The following is a 24,983-nucleotide window of genomic DNA, read 5'->3' as shown; positions in this document are numbered from 1 at the left end:
TTCCAAACCGGAAGGATATGCAGATGGCTGATTACTACCGCCCCAAAGGCCTCGCCAGCGCGCTGTGCTATGTTGATCCGAACGCTGCCTTCAAATGGCTGGAGGAAGCCTTCGGTTTCGAGCCGTTCATGGTTCTCCTCGATGAGAACGACCGGATCGCGCATTCCGAAATGACCTTCGGCGACAGCTTCATCATGGTCGGCTCCGAATGGTCGGAAAACCACAAGAGCCCGAAAAACCTCGGTCTCAGGAATACCCAGACCGTGCATGTCCAGCTCGCAAAAGGCGACGATATCGACGCCCACTGCGAAGCCGCGCGCAAGGCCGGCGCCGAAATCCTGCAGGAACCCGACACGCAGTTCTACGGCGACCGCACCTACCGCGCCCGCGACCCTGAAGGCCACATCTGGACCTTCGGCGTAACGGTCAACGAGATGGCGCCCGCCGATTGGGACAAGGCGTCCGGCGGCTCCCTGCGCACTCGGACCCGCCTGTGAGCGCCGCTGCCCGGCTTGATGCCACGCTGACCGCCCTTGCGGATCCCGACCGGCGCCGCGCCATCGAATTGCTGGGACGCGCCCCTCGCCGCGCCGGCGAACTCGCCGACGCGCTTGGCCTGCCCGCGCCGGCGATGAGCCGTCACCTGCGTATCCTCAAACAAGGCGGCCTTGTTGAGGAAACGCATCCCGAGTTCGACGCCCGTGTGCGCATCTACACGCTGAAGGAGGGCGCCATGGCTGATCTGAAGCTCTGGCTCGCCGAGACCGAGAAGATGTGGGCGGCCCAGCTGACCGCCTTCAAGGACCACATGGAGAAGAAGCGCAAGTGAGCGCGGTCATCGTCGCCCTGCGCGTGCCGGCCACGCCGGACGAAGCGTTCGATGCGTTCACGGATGAAATCGGCCTCTGGTGGCAACCGAGCGAACTCTTCGCAATCACCCCGCGCGGCGATGGCAAGTTGAGCTTCGAAGACAGGGCGCGCCTCATCACGACGCTGCCCAATGGCAAGGTCTTCGAGATCGGCCGCGTCACAGCCTGGGAGCGCCCGTCCCGCCTCGCCTTCTCGTGGCGCCTCGCCTCCTTCGCGCCCGATCAGGTCACCCAGGTCGAAGTCACCTTTGAGGCATCCGGCGGCCTGACCCGCGTCACGGTCACCCATCGCGGCTGGGACACGATCCCGCAGGACCACGTCGCCCGCCACGGCTTCCCGCTCACGGCGACCCAGATGCGCCAGATGGAGCAATGGCGCGCCGCGCTCGCTGCCTTCGCCGCCAGGCTTTGACTCCCATTGCCGCCAAGGCAGCGATTGCCAGCCTTCGCCGCTTCTGGCAGCCCTGATGCCAGCATCATTCGGGGAGGTTTTGATGGTCTGGATTGCTCGTATCGGTGTCGGCCTCGTCGGCCTCTTTTCCACCCTGATGGCGCTTATCGCCCTGTCATCGCCGCCGAGGATCGCCGCCGCGCTCGGCATCATCACCGACGCCCCGCTCGGCCTCAACACGATCCGCGCCGATGTCGGCGCCTTCTTCCTCGTCGCCGCCCTCGCCTGCGCCGGCGCGCTCCTGCGCGGCAAGCGCAGCTGGCTGCTCGCGCCGCTCGCGCTCTATGGCATCGCCGCTTGCGGCCGCGTCCTCGGCATCGCGCTCGACGGTCCGCCGGAAGGCGTCGCCCAGGCGATCATCGTCGAGGTCACCTGCGTTGCGCTTGCCGCGCTCGGCCTGCGCTACCTGCCCGCCAAGTAGATCTCGCTGAACCGCTCCCAAAGCGCTGCCCGCGTCGTCTGGAACTGTTCCACAGCGATCGCATCCTCCGCCGCCACGGCATCCGGCGCGGCCTGTTCGATGAAGATGTGCGAGGTCGGGATAGCCCAGCTCGGGTCGTCGAGCGTGCCCGCGCACAAGATCACAAGATCCGGCGCTACGTCCGGCAAGTGCCACATCCGCGTGCCGCACGCCGCGCAGCGCTCGATGCTGATCTGGTTGCCGCTGCCGCCCGTGCGCCGGAACGTGTCGCGCGGGCCGCCCGAAATCTCGAGTGCTGCCTTATCCACATGCAGGTACAGCCCGAACGTTGCGCCCGAGAGCCGCTTGCAGTCATCGCAGTGGCAGGCATTCACCGCCAGCGGCCGGGCAGTGATCCGGTAGCGCACGGCCCCGCAATGGCAGCCGCCATCCAGCGGCAGCGCGGGGATGGGCAGGCGATCGAAATGGGCACGTTTCATGCCGACCTTGATGCCTCCTCTTCCGTAGGCGCACAACCGGCAGACTTGCATGCCTCAATTGTGCCCGGAAACGCTGCCAGCTTCGCCGCGCTGGGGAAACAAGGAGTGCGCCGCCATGGCCACGCCCGGAACGTCAGGCGGCCCGCCCGCGCCCCGCAGCGCCGTCGATCAGCTGATCGCGCGCAGCCCGCACCTCATCCACAAGCTCAGCGCAACCTACACCACAGGTCGGCGCGCCTATTACTTCGTCTATATCCCGGCCAACCGGGAGGCCGCCTTCACCGAAGCCCTGAAGCAGCCACAGACGATCCAGCTGGAGGACTACGGCAAGGTAATCGCCTCCTGCTACGGCGACGCGCCCACCGAAGAGATCCGCCAGTTCCTGAAGGACAAATACGGCTTCGACGTTTGATCCGCCGCCATTGACGCCGCCCGCCCGCTTGCCCAAGGTTTTCCGCATGACCCGTCCGATCCTGCTCGCCGCCCTCGCCCTTGCCGCCTGCGCCAGCGCGCCGCCGCCTCCCGCTGAAACGTTGGCGGCAGAAACGCCGCCCGCCGCAGACGTTCCCGCCTGGCGCCCGGTCGATCCGGAAAACCTCGTGATCATGGAATTGCCGACCGGGACCGTCGCCATCGAACTCTTCCCCGAGGCCGCGCCGGCCCATGTGGCCCAGCTGCGCGAAATGCTCGCCGAAGGCTTTTTCGACAACGAGTACTTTTACCGCGTCATCGAAGGCCACGTTGCGCAGGCGGGCCGCGAATTCCCGATGGCCTCCAAGGCGTGGCCCAACCTGCCCCTGGAGGCAGAACGCGCCGTCGGCGCCGACGGCTTCACCCCTCACGGCAACGCGGACCTGTTCGCTCCCGAGGTCGGCCACCGCGCAGGTTTCGCCGTCGGGCGCGACGAGACGCAGGAATGGCTGCTCAACTGCCCCGGCGCCCTCGGCATGGCGCGCGACGAGGCGCCTGACACCGGCAACACCGAAATCTTCTTCCCGCTCCAGCCGCGCCGCTACCTCGACCGCAACTATACGGTCTTCGGCCGCGTCATTGACGGCATGCAGCATATCCACCGCCTCCCCCGCGTCGATCCGTTCACGGAGGAAGAGGCGGGCGCCCTGTTTGGCGAGGACGAGCCGCTGGCCCAGCAGTTGATGCAATACCGCCGCTCCAAGCTCGGTGAAAACTACATCGTCTCGGCCAAACTCGCCGCCTCCATCCCGGAAGCCGAACGTCCGGTCTACGAAGTGATGGACACTGCGTCGGCGGACTGGGACGCCCTCAAGACGTCCAAGCGGGACTATTCCGGCATTGCGGCGTTCATCGCGCCGCCGGTCAACATGCTCGACGTCTGCACGCTCCCCGTCCCGGTCCGCAAGGTTGGCGGTGACGACTAGTTAGCGATGAAACGCCTGTTTCGCGGATTCATTTCAGTAGCAATCATCGCTGCCGCTGGTTGTGAAGCGCCAGTTCCGCCGTCGTCGGCACCTCAAGCGCCGGATGCAGCGATGGAAGTATTTTTTGTCCAATGGGATGTCCTGACGCGAATGAGATACCTTCGTGACGACCTCACAAGAGCCACCGGAAATACCGCGCACGTTTGTCTGTCAGATCGCCAGGCGGCGGAGGCGATGCTCGCATTGATCGGCAACCCGGCTACCTGGGACGGACAAATTGCAGAAAGCGAGATGGACCTTCGTCTGCTCGCGCGGGTCGAAACTGCGCGCAACGGGGCTGATGTGTTCTATGCAGACCGCTTTCGAATATGCGCCGAGTCAAACGGCGCCTGCCGCGACCTGACTGATGAGGATCGCGCGGGTGTTGAACGGCTTGTGGAGAACCTCGCTTCCGACGGAAACTATTCCTGCTCATAGAAGCGCCGTTGCGACCCCGTCCGCCAGTACAACCTTACGCATTTATAATCTGGCCCATTCCCTACAGGATTCAGGGCTCTAGTGCTCGCCCGCCCGCTGGCGCGCCGAAACCCGCCAGACCCCGCCTTGCCAGTTTCAAGGCGCCATAGTTTCGTCATTTTCAAGCAGCGGCAGGCATGGGCGCCTGCACGCGCGACACGGGCCGGGTCTGATGGTGGCGGATCCGAACGGAAGGCAACGGGGCAAGTGACAATGGCGTTTGAAGGCAAGACACAGGTTGCGGAGAAACCCGCAGAGTTCGAGGCGCGCCAGACCGGCCGACGCTGTTTCGTCATCCTCCCCTATGCCGCGCCGACCGGCCCCGACCAGCCGAACATCGATTTCGATACCGTCTTCCACGAGATCATCCAGCCGGTCGCCGAAGACCTCGACCTCGACTGCATCCGCTCCGACCGGGTCAGCCGTTCAGGCCTCATCCACCGCGAGATGGTCGAGAACATCATCGACGCCGACGTCGTCATCGCCGACATCTCGCTCGGCTCACCGGACATCTTCTTCGAACTCGGCATCCGCCAGGCTGCCCGCCGCGCCGGCACCGTCGTCATGTGCCACGCCGGCACTGCAGAAGACTTCAACATCACCGGCGTGCGCGCGCTCGACTATGAGCTGCCCCCCGAAGGCGCCCCCGCCCGCGCGCAGATCCTCGCCGACTGCCGCGCCCTGCTGCGCACCCACATCAAGAACAGCCTCGACAACCGCGCGACCGACTCGATCGTCCACTCGCTGATCCCCGGCATCAATATCCGCCTGCCGGACCGGCCCCTGCCCGAACGGCGCTACCACATCTACAAGCTCGGACTCGCCGGCATGACCGGCCCCAAGGCCGCCCGCCAGATCGAGATCGTCACGGGCGACATCTCGGATGTCGACGACATGGACGTCTGGGTGAACCCCGAGAACACCCGCATGGAGCTCGCGCGCCTGCACGACTCCTCTGTCTCGGCCACCATCCGATATCTGGGCTCCCGCCGCGACCGGCATGGCTTCGTCCGCGACGATGCGATCACGCGCCTCCTGCGCAGCAAGGTCGGCGCCAACCACCGCACCGGCATTGAACCGGCCACCACCATGATCACCCGCCCCGGCGCCCTCGCAAAGACCAACAAGGTCAAGCTGCTCGTCCACGTCGCCGCACACCAGGGCGAGCCCGGCCGCGGCTACCAGCTGATCGGCGCTTACCGCAAATGCGTCACCAACGCGCTCGCCGCCGTTGACCAGTACAACACCCAGTTCGGCGCCAAGCTGAACGCCAAGTCCGCCCTGCGCTCGGTCCTGATCCCGCTCTTTGGCGCCCGCTCGCCGGGCGAATCCCCGCACGAGCGCGTGCAGGGGCTGATCCACGCCGCGCATCAGTACCTGCTGCATTCCGCCGACACCAAGATCGAACGCGTCGGCTTCCTTGCGTGGACGCAGGTCGACCTCGAACTCTGCCAGGCCGCCCTCCACCGCCTCGGCCTCAAGCCCGCAGGCGTCCCCCGAGGCCCCGGAAAAGCCTGACCTTTCGCGCCTCAGGCGAGATCAACTTGTGGATTTCCGCTCGCACATGTTGCGTCGTTAACACTTTTTAAGCACAAGATGTGGTGTTTGATACCCATATTGATGACTTGCCCAAGGAGCCCTTTTCATGGCTGACGGAAATCCCAGCGTGCCTGGCCTGCTCACCCCGAGCCATGCGTACAAGCCGTTCCGCTATCCTTGGGCCTATGAGTTCTGGAAGAAGCAGCAGCAGGTCCACTGGATGCCCGAGGAAGTTCCCCTCGGCGAGGATTGCAAGGACTGGGCGGTCAAGCTCTCGGACGCCGAGCGCAACCTGCTGACCCAGATCTTCCGCTTCTTCACCCAGTCGGACGTCGAGGTCGGCGCCAACTACATGAAGAACTACATGCCGCTGTTCCGGCCTGTGGAAGTCTCGATGATGCTGTCGTCCTTCTCCAACATGGAGACGATCCACATCGCGGCCTATGCCCTGCTGCTCGAGACGATCGGCATGCCGGATTCCGAATTCTCCGCCTTCATGGAATACCAGGAGATGGCGGCCAAGCACGACTATCTCGGCCAGTTCGGCTGCGAGACGAACGAAGACATCGCCGTCTCGATGGCCGTCTTCGGTGCGTTCACGGAAGGCCTGCAGCTCTTCGCCTCCTTCGCGATGCTGATGAACTTCCCGCGCTTCAACAAGATGAAGGGCATGGGCCAGATCGTCACCTGGTCGATCCGCGACGAGAGCCTTCACTGCGAAGGCATGATCAAGCTCTTCCACACTTTCTGCGCCGAGACCGGCGTGATGACCGATGCCCTGCGCGAAAAGATCCGCGAGTGCTGCCGCACGGTGATCGCACTCGAAGACAAGTTCATCGACCTCGCCTTCGAAATGGGTCCGGTGGAAGGCATGACGCCGGACGACATCAAGAACTATATCCGCTACATCGCCGACTGGCGCCTCGGCCAGCTGAAGATCGAGCCGCTCTACGGCATCACCAAGCACCCGCTGCCCTGGCTGTCGGAAATCCTCAACGGTGTCGAGCACGCAAACTTCTTCGAACAGCGCGCCACCGAATATTCCAAAGGCGCCACGAAAGGCGACTGGCACGGCGATGACGGCGTCTGGAGCCGCTTCGACGACCGCCGCAAGCGCGCCGAAAGCGTCCCGGCGGAGTAGCCCGCGCCCCGCCAACGCGCGGGGGCGGGTCTGTCCCTCAGAAGCTTGCCCGCAGCGTGATACCATAGGTGCGCGGGTCAGCCGGCTGGCCGACATACAGGCCGGAGTTGCCCGGCTGGGCCGCCAGCAGTTCGAAATATTCCTCGTCTAACAGGTTCTTCGCCCAGACGAAGACATCCCATCCCTTGTCCGAGCGGAATCCGATCCGGCCGTTCAGCACCGAATATCCGTCTACGGTCAGATACGCAGACTCGGTGGGGCTTGAGGAGAAGTCCGACCGGAAGAAGCCATCAAGCGCGGTGAAGTATTCCCCTTCCCGTCCGAGGAAACTTCCGTTCCAGTGCGCCTCGCCGCCAACCGAGCCAGACCATTCCGAAATCCCCGGCAGGCGCGTACCTGAAATGTCCACAGATTGCGGCCCACCGGTATTTTCCAGCGCCGGCGGCGCGTCCGGAAAGGAGACATACTTTCCGTCGGTCCAGGCGAGCGCGCCATAGGCGGTGAAGGTGTCATTGATCCGTGCGCGGCCGTCCAGCTCAACCCCGCGCACCCTCACCTTGTCCGCGTTCGCCAAATACCCCCGCAGCACGCCGACCTGCGCGTTGACGACCTGCACCTGATAGTCCTCGATCTCGGTGTCGTAAGCGGTCAGGTTCAGCGTCACGCCGTCCAGCGGCTCGCTCTTGAGGCCAAGCTCGATATGGCGCACGTCCTCAGGCGCGACCGTTGCAAGGCCGATGGCAGGATTGCCGGCGGCGTCGTTCGGGATGCCGCCAAGGTTCAGCCCCACAGACTTGAACGCCGTCGCATAGGTCGCATACGCATTGACCCGCGGCGTCACATCATATGCCGCCGTCAGCTGCCAGGAGACATTCGTATCGTCCGCCGAAGCCTCATAGGCCAGCGGCGCAAGGATCGACCGCTGCAGCGCGATCAGCGCGGGGTCGGCCGTCTGCAGGCCGCCATAGACCTGCGCATCGTAGTCGACACTCTTCTCGTCATAATTCAGGCGCACACCGGGCAGCAGGCGCAGCCGGTCGGTCACGTGCCACTCAAGCTGGCCGAACAGCGCCGCGCTCGTATTGTCGGACTGGATGTCAGACGTCTGACCATATCCGTCGAGCAGGCCCGGCGTGTCCCAGCCTGCCGAGGACGGGTTCAGCAGCCAGCGCGCCGCCGCGCTCCCCTGCTCCTGCCGCCCGGTCGAATCGATCTCCTGCTGGAAGTAGAAGGCGCCGAACACGAATCCGACATCATCGCTGAAAACACCCGCATAGCGCAGCTCCTGCGTCCACTGCGTCTGCTCCGAGGGGTTCGCCGACACCGTCGTGATCGGCAGGCCGAGGAAGTCCCGGTCATTCGACGGTCCCCAGTTCCAGAGGCGCCAGGCCGTGATCGAGGTCAGTGTGCCCGGCCCGATCTCCCAGTTCGCCGTCAGCGACACGCCGCCAATGTCCTGGTCCGACTGGTGATGCGTGTCAGCATCCGTCAGGCGGTCGAACGCGTTGAAGCTCGGCGGCGCGTAGCCGAAGTAGCCGGCAAGCGCCGTATACTGACGATTGGCGGCGCGCAGCGTCGGCGCGACCCCTGCCGGCACCAGGGCATACCCGTTCGGACGCTGTCGCGTATGGTCGCCGGTCAGGATGACTTCGAGCGTGTCCGACGCATTCCAGAGCAGCTGGCCGCGCACGCCGGTATTGTTGAGGTCGTTGATATGGTCGTTGCCGGCAACGTTATAGAGCGTGCCGTCGCGCTGCGTGCCCGAGAAGGAGAGCCGGCCCGCCAGCGTCTCCGTGATCGGCCCGCTGATCGCCCCCTTCGCCTGGACAAAGCCGAGATTGCCGTAAGTCAGTTCCACTTCCGTCTCCGGCGTGAACGACGGCTTCTTGGTCGTGATGTTGATCGCGCCGGCCGTCGTGTTCTTGCCGAACAGCGTGCCTTGCGGCCCGCGCAGCACCTCGATCTGGGAGACATCGATGAAGTCGAGCGTCGTCGCAGCCGGCCGGGCGAAGAACACACCGTCGACATACAGCCCCACCCCGGCATCCAGCCCGTCATTGGTCAGGCCATAGGGCGCACCAAGGCCCCGGATGTTGATCGAGGTATTGCGCGGGTTGGTCGAATAGAATTGCAGCGTCGGCACGATCTCGCGCAGCCGGCCCACGTTGAAGGCGCCGGTCTCGGCAATGAAGTCCTCGGTCAGCACGGATACGGGGATCGGCACGTCCTGAAGGTCCTCGGTCACGCGCCGGGCGGTGACGGTGATCGTCTCCCGGCGCAGTTCGGCATCGTCCGGCGCCGCGGCTGGCGGCGGATCGGCCTGCGCGGCGGCAATCGGGGCAAGGGCGCTGAACAGCGCGGCGAGGGTCAGGGCGTGAGGCGGGTTCATGTCAAAGCTCCATCTTAAGCACATTATCTCGACCTATTTAGTCGTATTAATAAAGTGAGATTTTCGAAACCTTCGGTTTAGTGCCGCAAGCACAGGCGTATTTCCCTACAAATCCAGTGCCTTGACCCGAGTGATTTGGTCGCCTTGTAAGAAAAACTGAACTCTGGCAGACCGTCCCGCGATGATCTCGCAGAAGTCCAAGTACGCCCTGCGCGCCCTGATGGCGCTCGCCGACCGGTCCGGGGACGCGCCGATGCTGATCGGCGAGATCGCCGCGCAGGAAGTGATTCCCCGCAAGTTCCTTGAGCAGATCCTGCTCGACCTGAAGCATCAGGGCCTGGTCGTCAGCCGGCGCGGCAAGGCCGGCGGCTATATCCTCCTGCGACGGCCGGAAACGATCACCTTCGGCGAAGTCCTGCGCCTGATGGATGGGCCCCTCGCGCCGCTGCCCTGCCTTTCCCGGATGGCCTACCGGCGCTGCGGAGACTGCGCCAGCGAGCAGGCTTGCCGCATCCGCAAGGTCTTCGCCGAGGTCGCCGAGGCGACCCGCGCCATCCTCGACACGACCACGCTGGCCGACGCGCTCGGCAACCGGGCCGTGCTGGACGAACTGGACGCGGGCTCCTGATCCGCGCCCCGGAACGCGGGTTTGCCCCGGCGCGCCTCCCCGGCTAGTGTCCGGCCCGACATGAGCGGTGACGATTCCCTTTTCGCAGACTCCCCCGGCGGCGCCTATCAAGTGCTCGCCCGCAAATACCGTCCGCGCCGCTTCGAGGATCTGGTTGGCCAGGAAGCCATGGTGCGCACGCTCTCGAATGCCTTCGAGACCGGCCGCATCGCGCACGGCTTCATGCTGACCGGGGTGCGCGGCGTCGGCAAGACGACCACCGCCCGCCTGCTGGCCCGCGCGCTCAACTACGAACCGGCTGAAGCGGCAAAGGGAAAGAAGGGCAAGGGCGATTCCGGCCCGTCCATCCATCTCGATCCGCCGGGCGTTCACTGCGAAGCGATCATGGCGAGCCGTCACCCGGACGTGCTCGAACTCGACGCGGCCTCGCGCACCGGGGTCGCCGACATGCGCGACCTGCTCGATTCGTCCCGGTACGGACCGGTTTCGGCCCGCTACAAGGTCTACATCATCGACGAAGTGCACATGCTTTCGACGGCGAGCTTCAACGCCCTCCTGAAGACGCTGGAAGAGCCGCCGCCGCACCTCAAGTTCATCTTCGCGACCACCGAGATCCGCAAGGTGCCAGTCACCGTGCTCTCCCGCTGCCAGCGGTTCGACCTCAAGCGGTTGGACACGCCGCTGCTCGCCGAGCACCTCGCCAACATCGCCCGCAACGAAAAGGCCAAGGTTTCTGACGAAGCACTCGCCCTCGTTGCCCGTGCGGCGGAGGGCTCGGTGCGCGACGCCCTCTCCCTGCTCGACCAGGCGATTGTCCAGACGCCGGATGGCGAGGTCTCCGGCGCGGCCGTGCGCGACATGCTGGGGCTCGGCGACCGCACACGCCTCTACGACGTGTTCGAGAAGGCCATCACATCGGACGGCAAGGGCGCGCTGGCGGAAATCAAGGACCAGGTCGCCGGCGGCGCCGATCCGGCCGTCATCTTGAAAGACCTGATGGATATCGCCGCCGATGTCTCGATCGCGCAGGCAACCGGCGATGACTGGGCCGCCGCCGGCCCCGCCGACTGGGCAAACCGCACGCGCGCGATCGCGCAGCGCCTCACCCCCGCGCAGGCCGCGCGCACCTGGCAGATCCTCCTGTCGGGCTACGGCGACCTTCAGGTCTCGCCGGACCCGGCGACCGCACTGAACATGGTGATCCTGCGCCTCGCCGCCGCCTCGAGCCTTCCGTCCCCGGAGGAAGCGGCCCGCATGATTGCCGAGGGCGCCGCGCCGCCGGGAAAGGCAAGCGCGCCCCTTGAGGCTCCGCCGAGTGCGCCCGGCGGGATCGCCACCTTTGCCGATATCATCCACGCCCTCACGCAGGCGCGTGAAGTGTCGCTGCAGGTCGACACCGAACGCTTCGTCCGGTTTGCTTCTGTCAGCGCGGGTCATCTGAGCTATGCCCTCGCGCCCGGCGCACCGGCCGGCCTCGCGGGAAGGCTGAAAATCTTCCTCGACAATGAGACCGGCCTCGACTGGCAGATCCGCGAGTCGGAGACCGACGCCGAATCGCTGCGCGAGCGCGAGCGCCGGGAGAAAGCCGAGCGCATCGCCGAAGCCGCCGCGCATCCGCTGATTGCCGCGACGCTCAAAGCGATCCCCGGCGCCGTGATCCTCGATGTGACCGACGACACGCCGCCGCTTGAAAATCCGCCCGCAGCGGACAATGTGATTGACCTGACATCCCGCCGCCGGCCCGCCTGACGGAGTTCGCCCATGAAAGACCTCGCCCAGATCATGCAGCAGGCCCAGGCCATGCAGGCCAAAATGGCCGAGGTTCAGGCCAAGATCGAGGCGACCGAAGCCGACGGCGTGGCCGGGGCCGGCCTCGTGCGGGTCAAGCTCAGAGGCAAGGGCGAGCTTGTCTCGCTCAGCATCGACAAGAGCCTGATGGGCGACGATCCCGAGATCGTCGAAGACCTCATCAAGGCGGCGCATTCCGATGCACGCCGGCGCCTCGACCAGGCGATGGATGATGCAATGCGTGCCGCGACTTCGGGCATGGGCGGGCTGTTGCCGGGCTTCAAGCTGCCCTTCTAGCGCGGCCCGCTTGCATTGAGTCCGGTGCAGCCTATCGTAGCTGCGAGCGGCTGATCGGGAGCGGAGCGGGCAGACATGTGGCGGCAGTTTTGCGCGGGACTGGCGTTCCTGGCATTGGCCGGACTTGCGGGCGCCGATCCCTCCCCCAAGGACATCGCCGATCGCCTGGCCGATCTTGGCCCGGACGTGGTGGCCGCCGCCGGTGCCAACGACCGGGGCGAGAGCCTTCGCCAGTATGCGCGGGCGCGCGATCCGGACGTGACCGATCCAAAGATAACACCGGCCCCCGTGCTGTCCGGGGAAATCCTCGCACGGCTTTATCTCGCCGCCTGCGATCTCGGCGACAACTGGGGCTGCAACAATCTCGGCCTGCAATACGAAACGGCGGACGGCGTCAGCAAGGACCTGGACAAGGCCGTCGCGCTCTACCGGAAAACCTGCGACGCGGGCGACCAGCGCGGCTGCGTGTTTCTCGGCGTCGCCTACCAGTATGGCGAAGGCACATCGATCGATCTGGAAAAGGCGACCGCGTATTTCGAGGCCGCGTGCGACCGCGGCGAGCCGAGCGGCTGCCTCAGGCTGGCGCAGGTCTATCAGGACAGTGACGAGCCGGGCGCCTCGATCGACGAGGCGATCGGTATCTACCAGTCGCTCTGCGACAAGGGCGACGGCAGCGGATGTTTCTGGTTGGGCGCACTTTTCGAGATCGGTGAACGCGTCCCGGAGGACAACGAAAAGGCACTCGCGCTGTATCGCCAGTCGTGCGCGCTGGGCGAACAGCTGGGCTGCGTGAACCTTGGCTTCAGGCATCTGTCGGGAGACGGCGTTGAAGAAGACGCCGCCGAGGCAGAAAAGCTGTTTGCCGTCGCGTGCGAGCGGCGTGAAAGCAGCGGCTGCCTCCAGCTGGCAATCCTGCACTCGGACAGCCTCGGCGAACATGCGGATGCGGAACGTGCTGCCCTGTTTGCCGAAAAAGCCTGCCGGCCGACCAATGCCTATGCCTGCACCTTTCTGGGCTCGATACTCGAAACCGGCTTCGGCACGCCGCAAGATCCGGACCGGGCAGCGCAACTCTACCTTTCCGCGTGTGATTCGGGCGAAGGCACAGGTTGCTCTGAGTACGGACGGTTGCTGAACGAAGGCGTGTACCTTCGCCATGACAGTCCGGCCGCCCGCGAGCATTTCCGCATGGGGTGCGATCTGGGTGATCTCAATGGTTGCTTTTCGCTGGCCTACGACCTCGCACAGGAATCGCCGCGCGCTGCAATCGAGGCTGTTGGTCTCTACGAGAAGGCGTGTGACGGCGGGTTCTATTCCGCCTGCGCCAATCTCGGGAACCTGTATTCGGAGGGCCGAGGCACGCGGCGGGACCGCAAGAAGGCCGTCGAATTGTTCCGGAGCGGCTGCGAACGGGACGACCCGATTTCCTGCTACAATCTCGGCCTCGCCTATGCCCAGACCAAGGGACCGAACCGCAATCTCGACACGGCGGAAGTCCATCTGTCGCGCGGATGCGAACTTGGCGGCCAGCTCCAGTGTCTCGATCCCGGGATAATGTATGAATATGGGCTCGATGTGGACGCCGACGCGAAGCGCGCGGCCTGGTATTACCGCGAAGCGTGCGAAACCGGCCTTCCGGACGGGTGTGGATTCTACGGACGCCAGATGGCCTTCGGGCGCGGCGTGGATGCGGACGTGGAGCGCGCGATCGACCTGCTTGCCCGGGCCTGCGACAGTGACAGTTCGGTCGGCTGTGACACATTGGGACAACTGACCCAGGCCGGCATGGGTGTGCCGTCCGACATCAATGAAGCCATCCGGCTCTATGTGCGCGCGCTGAAGCTCAACCCGGAGAACTTCGAAGCGCAGGCGCATCTGGACCTGCTGTCCGGTACGCCCTGAACACGGGCCGAGTCTCCGGATGACAGCCGTCTGACAACCCGGTAGCGTTTCCGCATGGCCACTGCCCCCTATACCCCTCCCCTTCGCTCCGCAGAGCCGCGCGGGTTGTGCACCGATTGCGGCGTATCGCGGATGGCGGATGCAAAAGCCTGCGGGCGGGCCTGCCAGTTCATCCAGCCGGGCTATACCGGATTTGAAATCCGGCTGCATGGCCGCGCCCGCGATGATCAGCAGGCGGACGAAACGCATTTCGGCGTCTTCCGCAGGATGATCCGCGCTAGCCTTTCGCCAGCCAAGGCGGGCGCACAGTGGACAGGTATCGCCACGACTTTGGGCGAACGGCTCTTGTCCGCCGGCAAGGTGGACGCCGTGCTTGCCGTGGCGCCGGATCCGGAAGACCGGTGGAAGCCAAGGCCGGTCATCGTGACCCGCGCCGAAGACATGTCCCAGTGCCGGGGCATGCGGATGGGGTATTCGCCGCTTGTCGCCTTGATGGAAGAAGTGGCGGCAAGAGGTTTCAAACGCATCGCGCTGATCGGCATTCCCTGCCAGGTGTATGCCCTTCGGGCGCTCGAAGCGGAATTCGGTCTTGAAAAACTCTACGTGATCGGCACGCCCTGTTCGGACAATACGACAACCGAGAACTTCCACGACTTCCTCAAGTTGCTCGATCCTGCACCTGAAACGATTTCATACCTGGAGTTCCGGGCCGACTTCCGGGTCGAGCTTCGCTTCGATGATGGCCGCCAGCGTCTTATCCCCTTCCTGTCGCTTCCCATCTCCAAGCTTCCGCGCGACTTTTTCCCGCTCACCTGCCGCACCTGTGTGGACTATACGAATGCCCTCAGTGACCTGACGGTCGGCTATATGGGCGGCGAAGGCGAGCAGTGGCTGATCGTGCGCAACGAACGCGGCGAAGAACTTGTCAGCCTGCTGGGCGATTCGCTGGTTACGGCGCCGCCCGGATCGAAAGGAAGAAGAGCGCCGCATGTCGCGGCGTTCATCGCGAATGTGGAGCGGGCCGCGGGCGGACTTCCGCTGCGGTCGATGCCAAATTGGGTGCGCCCCCTCGTGTCTTTCCTCCAGCCGCGCATCGGTCCGAAGGGTCTGGAATTTGCCCGGACGCGCGTCGAGATGAAGGCCGCCGAAACGGTGATCCACCTGCGGCGAGAAGCTCCGGCCAAACTCAAGAACATGGTGCCGCGCCATGTCTGGAAACTGCTTTCGCCCTACGGCATTGCGCCCACCGAAAACGAGCAGAAAGAGCCGTGACGGGCGGGGTGACAGGCCCTGCGGAACCGCGCATAAAGCGCGCCGATGTCACAACGTTCCGCCGGTCCTGAACTCCTGCGCCTGATCGACCTGATCGCGAAGCTGCCCGGTCTGGGGCCGCGTTCGGCGCGGCGTGTGGCCCTGCACCTGCTCAAACGCAACGACACCTTGCTGAAGCCGCTGGCCGAGGCGATGGCCGAGGCCGGGGCGAAGATCCAGAAATGCGGCACCTGCGGGAATTACGATACGGTGCAGCCCTGCGCGGTGTGCCAGATGCCGGGGCGTGACGACACGCTGATCTGCGTGGTGGAAGACGTGCCGGATCTCTGGGCGCTGGAGCGCGGCGGGGCTTACCGGGGGCGCTATCATGTGCTTGGCGGCGTACTGTCGGCGATTGACGGGATCGGCCCGGCTGACCTCGGCATTGCTTCCCTTGTGAGCCGGATCGAGGCGGGCGGTGTGCGCGAGGTGATCCTTGGACTGAACGCGACGGTGGATGGGCAGACGACTGCGCACTACATCGCCGACCAGCTTGAGGGCAAAGGCGTCGAGGTGACGCGCCTGGCGCACGGTGTGCCGATCGGCGGGGAGCTCGATCACCTCGATGATGGCACGCTGGCCGCCGCGTTGAGATCGCGGCGCGGCGTATAGGCCTGCGCGGGCGGCCGCAGGGGCGAAGCCGGTGCGGTGTTTGTTGCTGCCTTTCGCGGGTTTGCCGGACAGCTAGGACGTGTCGAACTGCACGGCGCCGGACAGGACGTGTACGGACCATGCGTCGGCTGCAGGCGCAGGCGGAACGAGCGCGCGCACTTCCGGGGCCGTTGCCAGCGCGAGGCGCACGGAGCGCGCAAAAAGCCGGACGACGGCCGGGACAGGCCGCAAGGCGCAGGGCGCCGTGTCGCTGGCGGTGAAATCGCCCGGCATGTGGCGCAGGCTGACCCTGCCCCAGCGACTGACGTGGAACCAGTAAGGCACCCCGGCGCCATAGTGGCGGCGCACCCAAAGCTTCAGCGCGACAAGCTGCGCGAAGATCAGCGGCCAGAGCAGTTGATGCGTGAGCGTGAGGCCGGACGGCGGGTGGCGCAGGGAATATTTCACCCGCGAAGCATAACCCGGGCGGGTACCCTGCCGGATTCGCGCGACGCAGGTTTTTTCCAAGGTCTTGATGCGGCTTGGCATTTTGTTGGCGCAGGTGGCGCGCCTTGTTGCGCAGGGCGAAACTTGTGCAACGGTTTCCAGCGCAGGATCGGCTTCATGAGGGCGACCGGTTGATGCTGGAACGGGCAGGCCCTGCCCAGCGGGCGGGCAGTTTGGCGGGCCGGCCGCGAATTCAACAGGGGATGAAAAACGCGCGCTTGCATTGCTGCACCTGCGGGGTAATTGTTGCATTGCAACATGAAGTCTCGGCCGCATCGGGATGGCCACAGCGCCTATTGGGGGGCGTTGTCCCGGGAGACGGCAATCTGAGGCGTCCTCGTGTTGCGGGAGGAGTTTCCAGCCGGGCCTTGCCTGGCGCTAACTCTGAAGGACTGACCCATGTTCAAATCCACCGTAATGGCCGCTCTGGCCGTCGCCGCGCTTGCACCTGCAGCCTTCGCTGAAGGCAAGACGGTCACGCTGACCCACCAGTACGACACCGGACTCGTTTCCAGTGATGACGGCGCCGCTGAACTCATCGCCGAGCTCGACCGCGCCGCGAAACGCGCCTGCACATCGCGCGTGCCGGGCCTTGGCATCTCCTTTACCGACGAAGCCTGCGCCGAGTCGCTGCTCACAGCGGCTGTGAAGCAGATCCACACGGCCTCGCTTGAAGCCGGCACCTTCATTGCGCCGGCCTTCGAAAAGGCTGCGCTGACGCAGCTTGCCTCGGTCGACTGACCCCTTTCCTCCCGGAACAACGCCTGGCCACGTTTCCTCCCGGTCATGGGCGTTGGAGGGGCCATCCCCGGCCAGGGATGGCCCCTCGCTTCGGGTTCGCCCCTCGGTTGGAATTTGATTGACGCTGCGTAATTTTGACGTAGCGTCAATGCTGGGACCGCGAGACACGCGGCCCGTGCCCACGAGGGGCTGGAGGAAACGATCAATGAGACTGACACTGGATGAGGCGCCCCCGCGCCTGTCGCTTTCGATGCTGCTCGCCGCGCCGCTTGTGTATGCGCTGTTCCTGGTCTCGAGCCAGTTGATCAAGACGGATGAGCTGGTGCTGACGCCTGTTTCCGACCGGATCCTGACGCCCCTGGTCCTGCCGGTGGATGAACCGCTCGGCGTGCCTGAAGAAAAGCTTGTTCCGGAAATGACGGTGATAGAGCGCCCACCGGCCATCGAACGGCAGACGATTGAAACGACCGGCGGTGCCCCGGCTTACGAGTTCACGGCGCCCGATACCGAAGTCTTCTCTCTCGGAGACCTCAAACCGCCGATTGCCGTTGTCACGCCTGTCGCCGGACGCGACATCACCCCGGTGCGCGCGCCGCTGCCCGTGATGCCATCGGCGGCGATGACGCGTGGCATTTCAGGAAGCTGCGACGTCATCTTCGATGTCGACACGCGTGGACGGCCATTCAATATCGTGGCTCAGTGCACGGATGACCTCTTCGCCAAGGAAGCCGCCCGCGCCGTGAGCAAGGCCGAATTCCTGCCGAAGATCCGCAACGGCGTCGCGGTCGAGCAGCGCGGTGCGATCTATCCGATCGAATTCAAGATGCAGTGAGTCCGGCCCGGCCTGCGCCGGTCGCGCAGGCCGCTAGCGAAACGATCAGGCGTCGGCGCTGGCTTTCGACTGGCGCTTGCGCACGTTCGGATCGAGGTGGACCTTCCGCAGGCGGATCGACTTCGGGGTCACTTCGACCAGCTCATCATCCGCGATATAGGCGAGCGACTTCTCGAGCGTCATCTGCAGCGGTGTGGTGAGGCGCACCGCCTCGTCCGAACCGGAAGCGCGCATGTTGGTGAGCTTCTTGCCCTTGAGCACGTTCACTTCGAGATCGTTGTCGCGGTTGTGTTCGCCGACGATCATGCCGCCGTAAACCTTCGTGCCCGGATGGATCATCATGGGCCCACGGTCTTCGAGGTTCCACAGCGCGAAGGCGACCGCCTCGCCCTGCTCCATGGCGATCAGGACGCCGGTATGGCGGCCCTGGATCTTGCCCTTGTGGGGCGCGTATTCGTGGAAGATGCGGTTCATGATGGCCGTGCCGCGCGTGTCGGACAGGAGTTCGCCCTGATAGCCGATCAGGCCGCGCGTCGGCGCGTGGAAGACGAGGCGCGTGCGACCGACGCCCGAGGGGCGCATGTCGAGCATTTCGGCTTTGCGCTCGGCCATTTTCTGGACAACGATGCCGGAGTGTTCGTCATCGACGTCGATGATGACTTCCTCGATCGGCTCGAGCTTCTCGCCGGACTCGCTGGTCTGCATGACGACTTGCGGACGCGCCACGCCCAGCTCGTAGCCTTCGCGGCGCATGGTTTCGATCAGCACGGCGAGCTGCAATTCGCCCCGGCCGGAGACGGTGAAGGCTTCGGCATCGGTGGCGCGTTCGACTTTCAGGGCAACGTTGCCTTCCGCCTCTTTCTCCAGGCGGGCCCATATCATCCGTGAGGTGACTTTCGTGCCTTCGGTGCCGGCGAGCGGCGAGTCGTTGACGCGGAAGGTCATCGAAATGGTCGGCGGATCGATCGGGCGCGCTTCGAGCGGCACGGTGACCGACGGATCGCAGAACGTATCGGCGACGTTTGCCTTGGTCATGCCGGCCAGCGAGACGATGTCGCCGGCCTGGCCTTCGTCGACCGGAACGCGCTCAAGGCCGCGGAAGGCGAGGACTTTCGAGACACGCCCCTGCTCGACAAGCTGGCCGTCGCGCGAGAGGACCTTGATCGACTGGTTCGGTTTCACCGAGCCCGACAGCACACGGCCGGTCAGGATGCGGCCAAGGAACGGGTCGGCGGAAATGGTGGTCGCGAGGAAGCGGAACGGTCCTTCCTCGACGCGCGGCACCGGCACATGGTCGACGACCAGCTGGAACAGCTCGTCCATGTTGCTGACCGGCGTTTCATATTGCTTCGACATCCAGCCATTCTTGGCCGAGCCGTAGAGGATCGGGAAGTCGAGCTGCTCGTCGGTGGCGTCGAGGTTGGCGAAGAGGTCGAACACCTCGTTGACGACCTCGTCCGGGCGGCGCTCCGGCTTGTCGATCTTGTTGACGGCCACGATCGGACGCAGGCCGCATTTGAGAGCCTTGGACACCACGAACTTGGTCTGCGGCATCGGACCTTCGGAGGAGTCGACGAGCACGATGGCGCCGTCCACCATGTCGAGGATCCGCTCCACTTCGCCGCCGAAATCGGCGTGGCCGGGCGTGTCGACGATGTTGATACGGTAGCCGTTCCATTCGACCGAGGTGGTCTTGGCCAGAATGGTGATGCCGCGCTCTTTCTCGAGGTCGTTGGAGTCCATCATCCGCTCGGCCGTCTTCTCGTTCTGGCGGAAGGTGCCGGACTGTTTCAGCAGCTCGTCGACCAGCGTCGTCTTGCCGTGGTCAACGTGGGCGATGATGGCGATATTGCGCATCTTTTCGATGGGGGTCGTCATAGGGCGGGCTTTCCGGCGGGCGGCGTTCGGGAGGGGAACGGTGAGTTTCGGGTGGATTTGGGCGCCCCCTAGCAGAGGAACAGTGATTTGACCATGCCGATGCGGCAGGGCCCCGGCGCTTGACGCGCGCGGCTTTGACCGCCAGCACGGTGGGCATGTTGCCGCCCTTCGTCACTTCGCCGCTCCTCGCCGGTTTTTCCGGCATTTCGCATGGCTTTTTCGGGCGCCGGGGCGGGGTTTCGACGGGCGATTATGACAGCCTGAACGCCGGAGAAGGCTCAGCCGATGCACCGCGGAACGTGGCCGAGAACCGGGCGCGCATCTCGGCCGCCGTTGGTGCCCGCTGGATGCTCTCGTGCTATCAGGTCCATTCGCCGGACGTCGTGCGCGTGACGGCGCCGTGGACGGAGCGGCCGAACGCCGATGCGATGGTGACGGACCGGCCGGGGCTGGGTCTTTGCGTCCTGTCTGCGGACTGTACGTCAGTTCTTTTTATGGACCCAGATGCGGGCGTGATTGGCGCGGCGCATGCGGGCTGGAAGGGTGCCCACGCAGGCGTATTGTTGCGGACTCTTGAGGCGATGGAGAAGCTGGGCGCAGACCGCGTGCGGATCCGCGCGGCGATCGGGCCTACGATCCAACAGGCGAGCTATGAAGTCGGCCCGGAATTCCGCGACAATTTCCTTGGCCTCGATCCGGCGAGCGAGGACCTCTTCGTGTCCGGCAAAGGCGACCGGTTCCATTTCGACTTGCCGGGCTTCTGCGCGCGCCAGCTGAGCAGCGCCGGCGTCGGCAAGGTGAGCAATCTCGCGCTCGATACCTGCGCGCTTGAGGATATCTATTTCTCCAACCGGCGCCGCAACCTGCGCGGCGAGGCAGATTATGGCCGAAATGCCTCGGTCATCGTGATTCCGGAATAACCGGCCGATTCCAGTTTTCCGTGGCTTGCGACTCGCGGGCGCCTGTTACAAAAGCGTCGCGAGCCGGGCAGCAGAGGGTCTAACGCGCCATGAAACTGATTTCCTGCAACGCCAACCGGCCCCTCTCCGAAGCGATCGCCGATTACCTGGACATGCGGCTGACCCGCTCCGAGGTGAAAACCTTCGCCGACCAGGAGATCTTCGTGCGCATCGACGAGAACGTGCGCGGCGAGGACGTGTTCGTGATCCAGTCGACCTCCTACCCCGCCAACGACAACCTGATGCAGCTGCTGATCATGATGGACGCGCTGCGGCGCGCCTCAGCCCGGCGCATCACGGCGGTGATCCCGTATTTCGGCTATGCGCGGCAGGACCGGAAAACCGATGGCCGCACGCCGATCTCGGCCAAGCTGGTGGCGAACCTGATTTCCACGGCCGGCGCCGACCGCGTGCTGACGGTCGACCTGCATGCCGGCCAGATCCAGGGCTTCTTCGACATTCCGACCGACAACCTGTTCGGCGGCCCGGTGATGATCGACGATATCAAGGAGCGCTTCGGGCGCGACAAGATGGTGATGGTGTCTCCGGATGTCGGCGGCGTGGTGCGCGCCCGGGCGCTGGCCAACAAGCTGAACGCCGACCTTGCCATCGTCGACAAGCGCCGCCCGGAAGCGGGCAAGTCCGAGGTGATGAACATCATCGGCGATGTGAGCGGCAAGCGCTGCATCATGCTGGACGACATCTGCGACAGCGGTGGCACGCTGGCCAACGCCGCCGCCGCGCTGAAGGAACAGGGCGCGACCAGCGTTTCCGCCTATGTGACGCACGGCGTGCTGTCGGGCAATGCCGTGCAGCGTATCGAGAAATCGGTGCTCGACGAACTGGTGATGACCGACACGATCCAGCCTTCGGCGGATGCGCTGAAATCCAAGAAGCACCGTGTACTGCCGATGTCTCCGCTGCTCGGCGAGGCGATCCGCCGGATCGCGAATGAAGAGAGCGTGTCGAAACTGTTCGACCGCTAAGGCCGGCACCCGATGCCCTCTTCAGCCATTCATGCACGAAGAGGCTGGGAGCAGACCGTCCCTCGCTGCCACGGAAAAGCGGCGGCATGACCGCCCTGCCCCGCGTGCTTGCGATGACGCCCGCTTACAATGGCGAGGAATTCCTTCAGCGGACACTCGATTCACTCGCCGCACAGACCTATCCTGCCCTGCGCGTGCTGATCGCCGATGATGCGTCCACGGATGCAACTGCCGAAATCGCCGAGGCGTATGTGCGCCGCGACAGCCGGTTCTCCCTCGTCCGCCGGCCAGCCAACCTCGGCTGGACAGGCAACACGAATGCCATACTCAAGGATGCACGCGGGCAGGCCGAATACATGCTGTTTGCATTTCATGACGATGTCCTGTTCCCGGACTATGTTGCGCGCCTCGCCGCACGACTGGACTCGCAGCCGGACGCCGTTCTGGCCTTCAGTGATGCGGAGCTGAGATTTGAAGACCAGGCGCCGCAGACGGCCGCGTTCACCCGTCTGGAACAAGTCACCTCTGCCCGGGCGCGCACAGCCATCATGGCGAGGATGCCGGAAAACTGGTGGATACCCGCGCATGGCATGTTTCGCGCCAGCGCCGCCGAAACCATCGGCAGCCTGAAGCGCAGCCGCCGGGGCGAAGTCATGGCCGACTGGCCCTGGCTGGTGCGCCTCGCCTCGATTGGCGCGTTCGTGCGGGAACCGGACATCCTGACGCGAAAATACTTCCGCAAATCCAGCGTCTCCGGAATCTGGCGCCATGACGCGGATGCCTACCGGGCGGTCGCCGCAACTGTGGCGAAGGAGATCCGCGCGTCGGACCTCCCGCCGCAAGACAAGGCGGTCGCCCTCGCCTGCCTAGCAAGATTCTATGCTTACTGGCTGGTTCACAAGGGACCGGGCGACGATCAAGGCTGATGGCCGGAACGGCTCACTCATTCTGAAAAGTACTCCGGCCGGTCTCAGGCCCTCAAACAGAGCAGCGCAGCCTCATTCGATGCAGTATTCAAGCGGATAGATCACGCCTTTCACTTCGACGGCTTGACCGGCTTCATTCAAGACCGGCTTGAAGGATGCGCCGGGAAGCGCAGCCGCTGACGACTTGAAAACAGGATCCGAACAATCCGCGACTGCGTTGGCAGGAATTCCGTCGGCACCAAGATCAAACATCACGCGGCACGCGCCACTCAGGCCTTTCTCCATGGCCGCGGAGGGATAAACAGGCAGTGGCCAACTGACGGCCTGAGGCGCCCAGTCTGGTTCGAGTGCAAGGCCATTGGCCGCATTGGCCGCACGGGAAGCCTCAAGACGCGCGGCCCATTCCGGGCCCGCCTTCTGTTCCGCCAAGTCTGCTGAAAGACTGCCACAAGCCGGCGCGGCGGGCGCAGTGGCGGGCTTCGGTGCGGGTGCCGCCTTCGGCGCCACTGGCGCAGCGAGCGAGGACGGGCCGCCGGTAAACAGCAATGCGCGCGGAGCGGGCGCATCCGGCGCTGCTGTGCCCGCCGGTGCGAGCGGAGCCGGCGGCGCCGAGAGGCGCAGGGTCTCGGCCAGCACAAGCCCATCTTCCGCCTGCGGATCAACCGGGGCGCCCGCGCGCCAGACTTCGAAGTGGAGGTGCGGACCGGTCGCCTTGCCAGATTGGCCGAGGGCCGCAATCGTCTCGCCCGGCGTGACGGCATCGCCGGTTGCGACGTTCATCGACTGCAACTGTCCGAAGCGCAGCGTGGTGCCGCCGGTGGCTGCGATCTCGATGAGATTTCCGTAGCCTTCTGTGAACTCGGCGCGCGTGACAGTGCCAGCGGCAGGCGCATAGACGGGCTTGCCTTCCTCTTCTGCCAGATCAACGCCGTTGTGGAACTTCTGCTCGCCCGTAATTGGGTGGTTCCGCGCACCGAAGGTGGAAGTGAGCTTCGCCTTGTCTAGCACGGGGTGCGCGTAGACGACGCTGGACGAAGCCGAGGCCGGCGCGCCCTTGATCAGCATTCACTGCGCGAAAGCCAGCGGCGCAGCGAGCGCGAGGGCGCCGGCGACAGCAAGCCCCAGACGCCGGGGACGGCGCGGCGTTTCATTGAGCAATTCGGTGAGGCGCATTTTCAGGTTTCCTTCCCTTTTGAGGACAAGTGCAGCGACCGGCAACGTGACGGCCGGGCGTGCGAGACGCGCTGCGCGGGTGAGTGCGCGGGCATAGGCGATCCGGTCGCCGGTGAATTCGGACGCGATCTCGTCGACCACCACTTCGCGCCAGTAGTCGAGCCGCTCGCGGATCAGCCAGGCGAAGGGCGAGAACCAGAACACGTCGGCGACGATGCGCTCGAGCGGACGGGCGACGAGGTCACCGCGCTTGAGGTGGACGAGTTCGTGGACAAGCACCTGCGAGGCGTCGCCACTGGCAAGGAGCGCGGCGGGCACGAAGACCGAAGGCCGGACGACGCCTGCGAGGAACGGGGCGCCGCGCGGGATCATGCAGACGTGCGGCTGGCGCGCGAGGTCGAGCGCGTCGGCCCAGTGCGCGACGGGCCGGTCGACACGCAGGGCGCACGCCTTGAGACGCTGCAGCCGCACCTGGCTGACGAGCCAGAGACCGAGGCGGACGGCCCAGCCAGTGATGATCGCGGCCATCAGGACGACACCGAGTTCTGGCAGGCGCAGCGCAGCAGACGCTGCCGCCTGCCCTTCCGGCGCGGGCTGGACAAGCAGCGTCTCAAGCACTGGCACATCCGGCAACGGCGCCGCTTCGAACACGGGCAGGCCTGGCGCCACGAGCGCGGCGAGGAAGGGGGCGAACAGCAGGGCGGCGGCAGCGCGCCAGATGGCCTGCGCGGCGCGAGGCGACGGCTTCAGCCGGCAGAGGAAGCTGGCGCCGCCCCAGACGAGGGCGCTCCAGCCGAGGGCGATGAGGACCAGTCCGGCGGCGCTCATGGCTTGTCTCCGGCGCGGTCTTCGGCGGCGTTGATGATGGCGTCGAGTTCGTCCAGTTCGGCATCGGAAAGATGCGGGCTCTCCGCGAACAGCGCGGCGGGCAGAGGGCCGTCCATGTCGAGCACCTGGCGGGCGAGATGGCGCACGAGACCGCCGAGCGTAGCGGTGCGGTCGAGGACGGCGGTGTAGACCGCGATGCCGTGCACGTCGGCGCGGCTGACCCAGGCCTTTTCTTCCATGCGGGCGATCACGGTGCGCGTGGTCGAGGCCTTCCAGCCCTGCCCAGGGCCAACGCCGTCGTGCACTTCCCGGGCGCTCTGCGGACCGCTGGCCCACAGATGTTTCAGGACGGCGAGTTCGGACGAATTCGGCTGGGACATGGGCGCCTCGCTTTCAGCAACACTGGTACGCTACATTTGTAGCGCACTGGTGTC

At 65.2% G+C, this 24,983-nt stretch carries 27 protein-coding genes; 20 read left to right on the top strand and 7 right to left on the bottom strand.

Going from position 1 to position 24,983, the window contains the following annotated elements; translation table 11 throughout:
- Positions 1 to 23: 23 nt before the first annotated feature.
- The 4 genes from IPK75_07975 (at position 24) to IPK75_07960 (ending at position 1,741) form a co-directional block, all read left to right on the top strand.
- On the top strand, positions 24 to 497 hold the full coding sequence (locus IPK75_07975) for a VOC family protein (GenBank protein MBK8198293.1): 474 nt from the start codon (positions 24 to 26) through the stop codon (positions 495 to 497).
- Positions 494 to 829, top strand: coding sequence for a winged helix-turn-helix transcriptional regulator (locus tag IPK75_07970; GenBank protein MBK8198292.1), 336 nt, complete (start codon positions 494 to 496; stop codon positions 827 to 829). The genes IPK75_07975 and IPK75_07970 overlap by 4 nt, the downstream gene beginning before the upstream one ends.
- Positions 826 to 1,281: an SRPBCC domain-containing protein gene (locus IPK75_07965; GenBank protein MBK8198291.1), complete on the top strand. Its 456-nt coding sequence runs from the start codon at positions 826 to 828 to the stop codon at positions 1,279 to 1,281. The genes IPK75_07970 and IPK75_07965 overlap by 4 nt, the downstream gene beginning before the upstream one ends.
- Before the next feature lie 82 nt (positions 1,282 to 1,363).
- On the top strand, positions 1,364 to 1,741 hold the full coding sequence (locus IPK75_07960) for a DUF4345 family protein (protein MBK8198290.1): 378 nt from the start codon (positions 1,364 to 1,366) through the stop codon (positions 1,739 to 1,741).
- On the opposite strand, the gene IPK75_07955 is transcribed toward IPK75_07960, so the two are convergent.
- A complete protein-coding gene (locus IPK75_07955) occupies positions 1,723 to 2,220 on the bottom strand; it encodes a GFA family protein (protein ID MBK8198289.1) in 498 nt (165 codons plus the stop codon). The genes IPK75_07960 and IPK75_07955 overlap by 19 nt on opposite strands.
- Positions 2,221 to 2,335: 115 nt before the next feature.
- Between IPK75_07955 and IPK75_07950 the strand changes: the two genes are divergently transcribed.
- The 5 genes from IPK75_07950 (at position 2,336) to IPK75_07930 (ending at position 6,813) form a co-directional block, all read left to right on the top strand.
- On the top strand, positions 2,336 to 2,632 hold the full coding sequence (locus IPK75_07950; protein ID MBK8198288.1) for a hypothetical protein: 297 nt from the start codon (positions 2,336 to 2,338) through the stop codon (positions 2,630 to 2,632).
- Between the two features lie 46 nt (positions 2,633 to 2,678).
- Positions 2,679 to 3,617, top strand: a complete 939-nt coding sequence (locus IPK75_07945) for a peptidylprolyl isomerase (protein MBK8198287.1) — start codon at positions 2,679 to 2,681, stop codon at positions 3,615 to 3,617.
- 6 nt (positions 3,618 to 3,623) lie between these two features.
- Complete coding sequence (locus IPK75_07940) at positions 3,624 to 4,094, top strand: hypothetical protein (GenBank protein MBK8198286.1); 471 nt, start codon at positions 3,624 to 3,626, stop codon at positions 4,092 to 4,094.
- A gap of 252 nt (positions 4,095 to 4,346) precedes the next feature.
- Positions 4,347 to 5,651 carry a hypothetical protein gene (locus tag IPK75_07935; GenBank protein ID MBK8198285.1) on the top strand — a complete coding sequence of 435 codons (1,305 nt, stop codon included), beginning with the start codon at positions 4,347 to 4,349 and terminating at the stop codon, positions 5,649 to 5,651.
- 127 nt (positions 5,652 to 5,778) lie between these two features.
- A complete protein-coding gene (locus IPK75_07930; GenBank protein MBK8198284.1) occupies positions 5,779 to 6,813 on the top strand; it encodes a ribonucleotide-diphosphate reductase subunit beta in 1,035 nt (344 codons plus the stop codon).
- Between the two features lie 37 nt (positions 6,814 to 6,850).
- Here the strand turns inward: IPK75_07930 and IPK75_07925 are convergent, their stop codons facing one another.
- The gene (locus tag IPK75_07925; GenBank protein ID MBK8198283.1) at positions 6,851 to 9,202 is read right to left on the bottom strand and encodes a TonB-dependent receptor; all 2,352 of its coding nucleotides are present in this window, start codon (positions 9,200 to 9,202) and stop codon (positions 6,851 to 6,853) included.
- A gap of 181 nt (positions 9,203 to 9,383) precedes the next feature.
- On the opposite strand from IPK75_07925, the gene IPK75_07920 reads away from it, so the two are divergent.
- The 6 genes from IPK75_07920 to recR all read left to right on the top strand — a co-directional run bounded on the left by IPK75_07920 (position 9,384) and on the right by recR (position 15,740).
- A complete protein-coding gene (locus tag IPK75_07920) occupies positions 9,384 to 9,830 on the top strand; it encodes an Rrf2 family transcriptional regulator (GenBank protein ID MBK8198282.1) in 447 nt (148 codons plus the stop codon).
- 60 nt (positions 9,831 to 9,890) lie between these two features.
- The gene (locus IPK75_07915; protein MBK8198281.1) at positions 9,891 to 11,579 is read left to right on the top strand and encodes a DNA polymerase III subunit gamma/tau; all 1,689 of its coding nucleotides are present in this window, start codon (positions 9,891 to 9,893) and stop codon (positions 11,577 to 11,579) included.
- Positions 11,580 to 11,591: 12 nt separating this feature from the next.
- Positions 11,592 to 11,915, top strand: coding sequence for a YbaB/EbfC family nucleoid-associated protein (locus IPK75_07910; protein ID MBK8198280.1), 324 nt, complete (start codon positions 11,592 to 11,594; stop codon positions 11,913 to 11,915).
- Between the two features lie 75 nt (positions 11,916 to 11,990).
- Positions 11,991 to 13,817: an SEL1-like repeat protein gene (locus IPK75_07905; GenBank protein MBK8198279.1), complete on the top strand. Its 1,827-nt coding sequence runs from the start codon at positions 11,991 to 11,993 to the stop codon at positions 13,815 to 13,817.
- A gap of 54 nt (positions 13,818 to 13,871) precedes the next feature.
- Positions 13,872 to 15,089, top strand: coding sequence for a Coenzyme F420 hydrogenase/dehydrogenase, beta subunit C-terminal domain (locus IPK75_07900; protein ID MBK8198278.1), 1,218 nt, complete (start codon positions 13,872 to 13,874; stop codon positions 15,087 to 15,089).
- 45 nt (positions 15,090 to 15,134) lie between these two features.
- A complete protein-coding gene (gene recR, locus IPK75_07895) occupies positions 15,135 to 15,740 on the top strand; it encodes a recombination protein RecR (protein ID MBK8198277.1) in 606 nt (201 codons plus the stop codon).
- A 72-nt stretch (positions 15,741 to 15,812) separates the two neighbouring features.
- Here the strand turns inward: recR and IPK75_07890 are convergent, their stop codons facing one another.
- Positions 15,813 to 16,187, bottom strand: a complete 375-nt coding sequence (locus IPK75_07890; protein MBK8198276.1) for a hypothetical protein — start codon at positions 16,185 to 16,187, stop codon at positions 15,813 to 15,815.
- Positions 16,188 to 16,625: 438 nt separating this feature from the next.
- On the opposite strand from IPK75_07890, the gene IPK75_07885 reads away from it, so the two are divergent.
- Positions 16,626 to 16,967 (top strand): UrcA family protein, encoded by a 342-nt coding sequence (locus IPK75_07885; protein ID MBK8198275.1) that lies wholly within the window; start codon positions 16,626 to 16,628, stop codon positions 16,965 to 16,967.
- Between the two features lie 205 nt (positions 16,968 to 17,172).
- Positions 17,173 to 17,799 (top strand): energy transducer TonB, encoded by a 627-nt coding sequence (locus IPK75_07880; GenBank protein ID MBK8198274.1) that lies wholly within the window; start codon positions 17,173 to 17,175, stop codon positions 17,797 to 17,799.
- A gap of 45 nt (positions 17,800 to 17,844) precedes the next feature.
- On the opposite strand, the gene typA is transcribed toward IPK75_07880, so the two are convergent.
- The gene (gene typA / locus IPK75_07875) at positions 17,845 to 19,677 is read right to left on the bottom strand and encodes a translational GTPase TypA (protein ID MBK8198273.1); all 1,833 of its coding nucleotides are present in this window, start codon (positions 19,675 to 19,677) and stop codon (positions 17,845 to 17,847) included.
- 155 nt (positions 19,678 to 19,832) lie between these two features.
- Here typA and pgeF point away from each other — a divergent pair, with 155 nt between their 5' ends.
- The 3 genes from pgeF to IPK75_07860 all read left to right on the top strand — a co-directional run bounded on the left by pgeF (position 19,833) and on the right by IPK75_07860 (position 22,548).
- Complete coding sequence (gene pgeF / locus IPK75_07870) at positions 19,833 to 20,597, top strand: peptidoglycan editing factor PgeF (GenBank protein ID MBK8198272.1); 765 nt, start codon at positions 19,833 to 19,835, stop codon at positions 20,595 to 20,597.
- A gap of 89 nt (positions 20,598 to 20,686) precedes the next feature.
- Positions 20,687 to 21,622 (top strand): ribose-phosphate pyrophosphokinase, encoded by a 936-nt coding sequence (locus tag IPK75_07865; protein MBK8198271.1) that lies wholly within the window; start codon positions 20,687 to 20,689, stop codon positions 21,620 to 21,622.
- Positions 21,623 to 21,708: 86 nt separating this feature from the next.
- Complete coding sequence (locus IPK75_07860; GenBank protein ID MBK8198270.1) at positions 21,709 to 22,548, top strand: glycosyltransferase family 2 protein; 840 nt, start codon at positions 21,709 to 21,711, stop codon at positions 22,546 to 22,548.
- Positions 22,549 to 22,620: 72 nt separating this feature from the next.
- Here the strand turns inward: IPK75_07860 and IPK75_07855 are convergent, their stop codons facing one another.
- From IPK75_07855 to IPK75_07845, 3 genes are read right to left on the bottom strand one after another with little or no spacing between them, the layout of a single operon-like run.
- A complete protein-coding gene (locus tag IPK75_07855) occupies positions 22,621 to 23,613 on the bottom strand; it encodes a peptidoglycan DD-metalloendopeptidase family protein (protein ID MBK8198269.1) in 993 nt (330 codons plus the stop codon).
- Positions 23,614 to 24,549: a M56 family metallopeptidase gene (locus IPK75_07850; protein ID MBK8198268.1), complete on the bottom strand. Its 936-nt coding sequence runs from the start codon at positions 24,547 to 24,549 to the stop codon at positions 23,614 to 23,616. It abuts the gene before it with no gap.
- On the bottom strand, positions 24,546 to 24,929 hold the full coding sequence (locus IPK75_07845; GenBank protein MBK8198267.1) for a BlaI/MecI/CopY family transcriptional regulator: 384 nt from the start codon (positions 24,927 to 24,929) through the stop codon (positions 24,546 to 24,548). Before IPK75_07845 ends, IPK75_07850 begins: the two co-directional genes overlap by 4 nt.
- Between the last annotated feature and the right edge of the window lie 54 nt (positions 24,930 to 24,983).

This window comes from Acidobacteriota bacterium (genome assembly GCA_016712445.1).
In the GTDB taxonomy this organism is placed as follows: domain Bacteria; phylum Pseudomonadota; class Alphaproteobacteria; order Caulobacterales; family Hyphomonadaceae; genus Hyphomonas.
The sequence above is the reverse complement of the archived record's forward strand: the minus strand, read 5'-3'. Positions and strand labels throughout refer to the sequence as shown.

Bases quoted from the DNA above. Each gene is read 5' to 3' on its own strand.
- IPK75_07940 (MBK8198286.1), top strand. From the start codon at position 3,624: ATGAAACGCCTGTTTCGCGGATTCATTTCAGTAGCAATCATCGCTGCC.
- IPK75_07975 (MBK8198293.1), top strand. From the start codon at position 24: ATGGCTGATTACTACCGCCCCAAAGGCCTCGCCAGCGCGCTGTGCTAT.
- IPK75_07855 (MBK8198269.1), bottom strand. From the start codon at position 23,613: ATGCTGATCAAGGGCGCGCCGGCCTCGGCTTCGTCCAGCGTCGTCTAC.
- IPK75_07905 (MBK8198279.1), top strand. From the start codon at position 11,991: ATGTGGCGGCAGTTTTGCGCGGGACTGGCGTTCCTGGCATTGGCCGGA.
- IPK75_07955 (MBK8198289.1), bottom strand. From the start codon at position 2,220: ATGAAACGTGCCCATTTCGATCGCCTGCCCATCCCCGCGCTGCCGCTG.
- IPK75_07945 (MBK8198287.1), top strand. From the start codon at position 2,679: ATGACCCGTCCGATCCTGCTCGCCGCCCTCGCCCTTGCCGCCTGCGCC.
- recR (MBK8198277.1), top strand. From the start codon at position 15,135: ATGTCACAACGTTCCGCCGGTCCTGAACTCCTGCGCCTGATCGACCTG.
- IPK75_07900 (MBK8198278.1), top strand. From the start codon at position 13,872: ATGGCCACTGCCCCCTATACCCCTCCCCTTCGCTCCGCAGAGCCGCGC.
- IPK75_07930 (MBK8198284.1), top strand. From the start codon at position 5,779: ATGGCTGACGGAAATCCCAGCGTGCCTGGCCTGCTCACCCCGAGCCAT.
- IPK75_07845 (MBK8198267.1), bottom strand. From the start codon at position 24,929: ATGTCCCAGCCGAATTCGTCCGAACTCGCCGTCCTGAAACATCTGTGG.
- IPK75_07920 (MBK8198282.1), top strand. From the start codon at position 9,384: ATGATCTCGCAGAAGTCCAAGTACGCCCTGCGCGCCCTGATGGCGCTC.
- IPK75_07915 (MBK8198281.1), top strand. From the start codon at position 9,891: ATGAGCGGTGACGATTCCCTTTTCGCAGACTCCCCCGGCGGCGCCTAT.
- typA (MBK8198273.1), bottom strand. From the start codon at position 19,677: ATGACGACCCCCATCGAAAAGATGCGCAATATCGCCATCATCGCCCAC.
- pgeF (MBK8198272.1), top strand. From the start codon at position 19,833: ATGTTGCCGCCCTTCGTCACTTCGCCGCTCCTCGCCGGTTTTTCCGGC.
- IPK75_07950 (MBK8198288.1), top strand. From the start codon at position 2,336: ATGGCCACGCCCGGAACGTCAGGCGGCCCGCCCGCGCCCCGCAGCGCC.
- IPK75_07910 (MBK8198280.1), top strand. From the start codon at position 11,592: ATGAAAGACCTCGCCCAGATCATGCAGCAGGCCCAGGCCATGCAGGCC.
- IPK75_07860 (MBK8198270.1), top strand. From the start codon at position 21,709: ATGACCGCCCTGCCCCGCGTGCTTGCGATGACGCCCGCTTACAATGGC.
- IPK75_07880 (MBK8198274.1), top strand. From the start codon at position 17,173: ATGAGACTGACACTGGATGAGGCGCCCCCGCGCCTGTCGCTTTCGATG.
- IPK75_07865 (MBK8198271.1), top strand. From the start codon at position 20,687: ATGAAACTGATTTCCTGCAACGCCAACCGGCCCCTCTCCGAAGCGATC.
- IPK75_07960 (MBK8198290.1), top strand. From the start codon at position 1,364: ATGGTCTGGATTGCTCGTATCGGTGTCGGCCTCGTCGGCCTCTTTTCC.
- IPK75_07885 (MBK8198275.1), top strand. From the start codon at position 16,626: ATGTTCAAATCCACCGTAATGGCCGCTCTGGCCGTCGCCGCGCTTGCA.
- IPK75_07850 (MBK8198268.1), bottom strand. From the start codon at position 24,549: ATGAGCGCCGCCGGACTGGTCCTCATCGCCCTCGGCTGGAGCGCCCTC.
- IPK75_07925 (MBK8198283.1), bottom strand. From the start codon at position 9,202: ATGAACCCGCCTCACGCCCTGACCCTCGCCGCGCTGTTCAGCGCCCTT.
- IPK75_07935 (MBK8198285.1), top strand. From the start codon at position 4,347: ATGGCGTTTGAAGGCAAGACACAGGTTGCGGAGAAACCCGCAGAGTTC.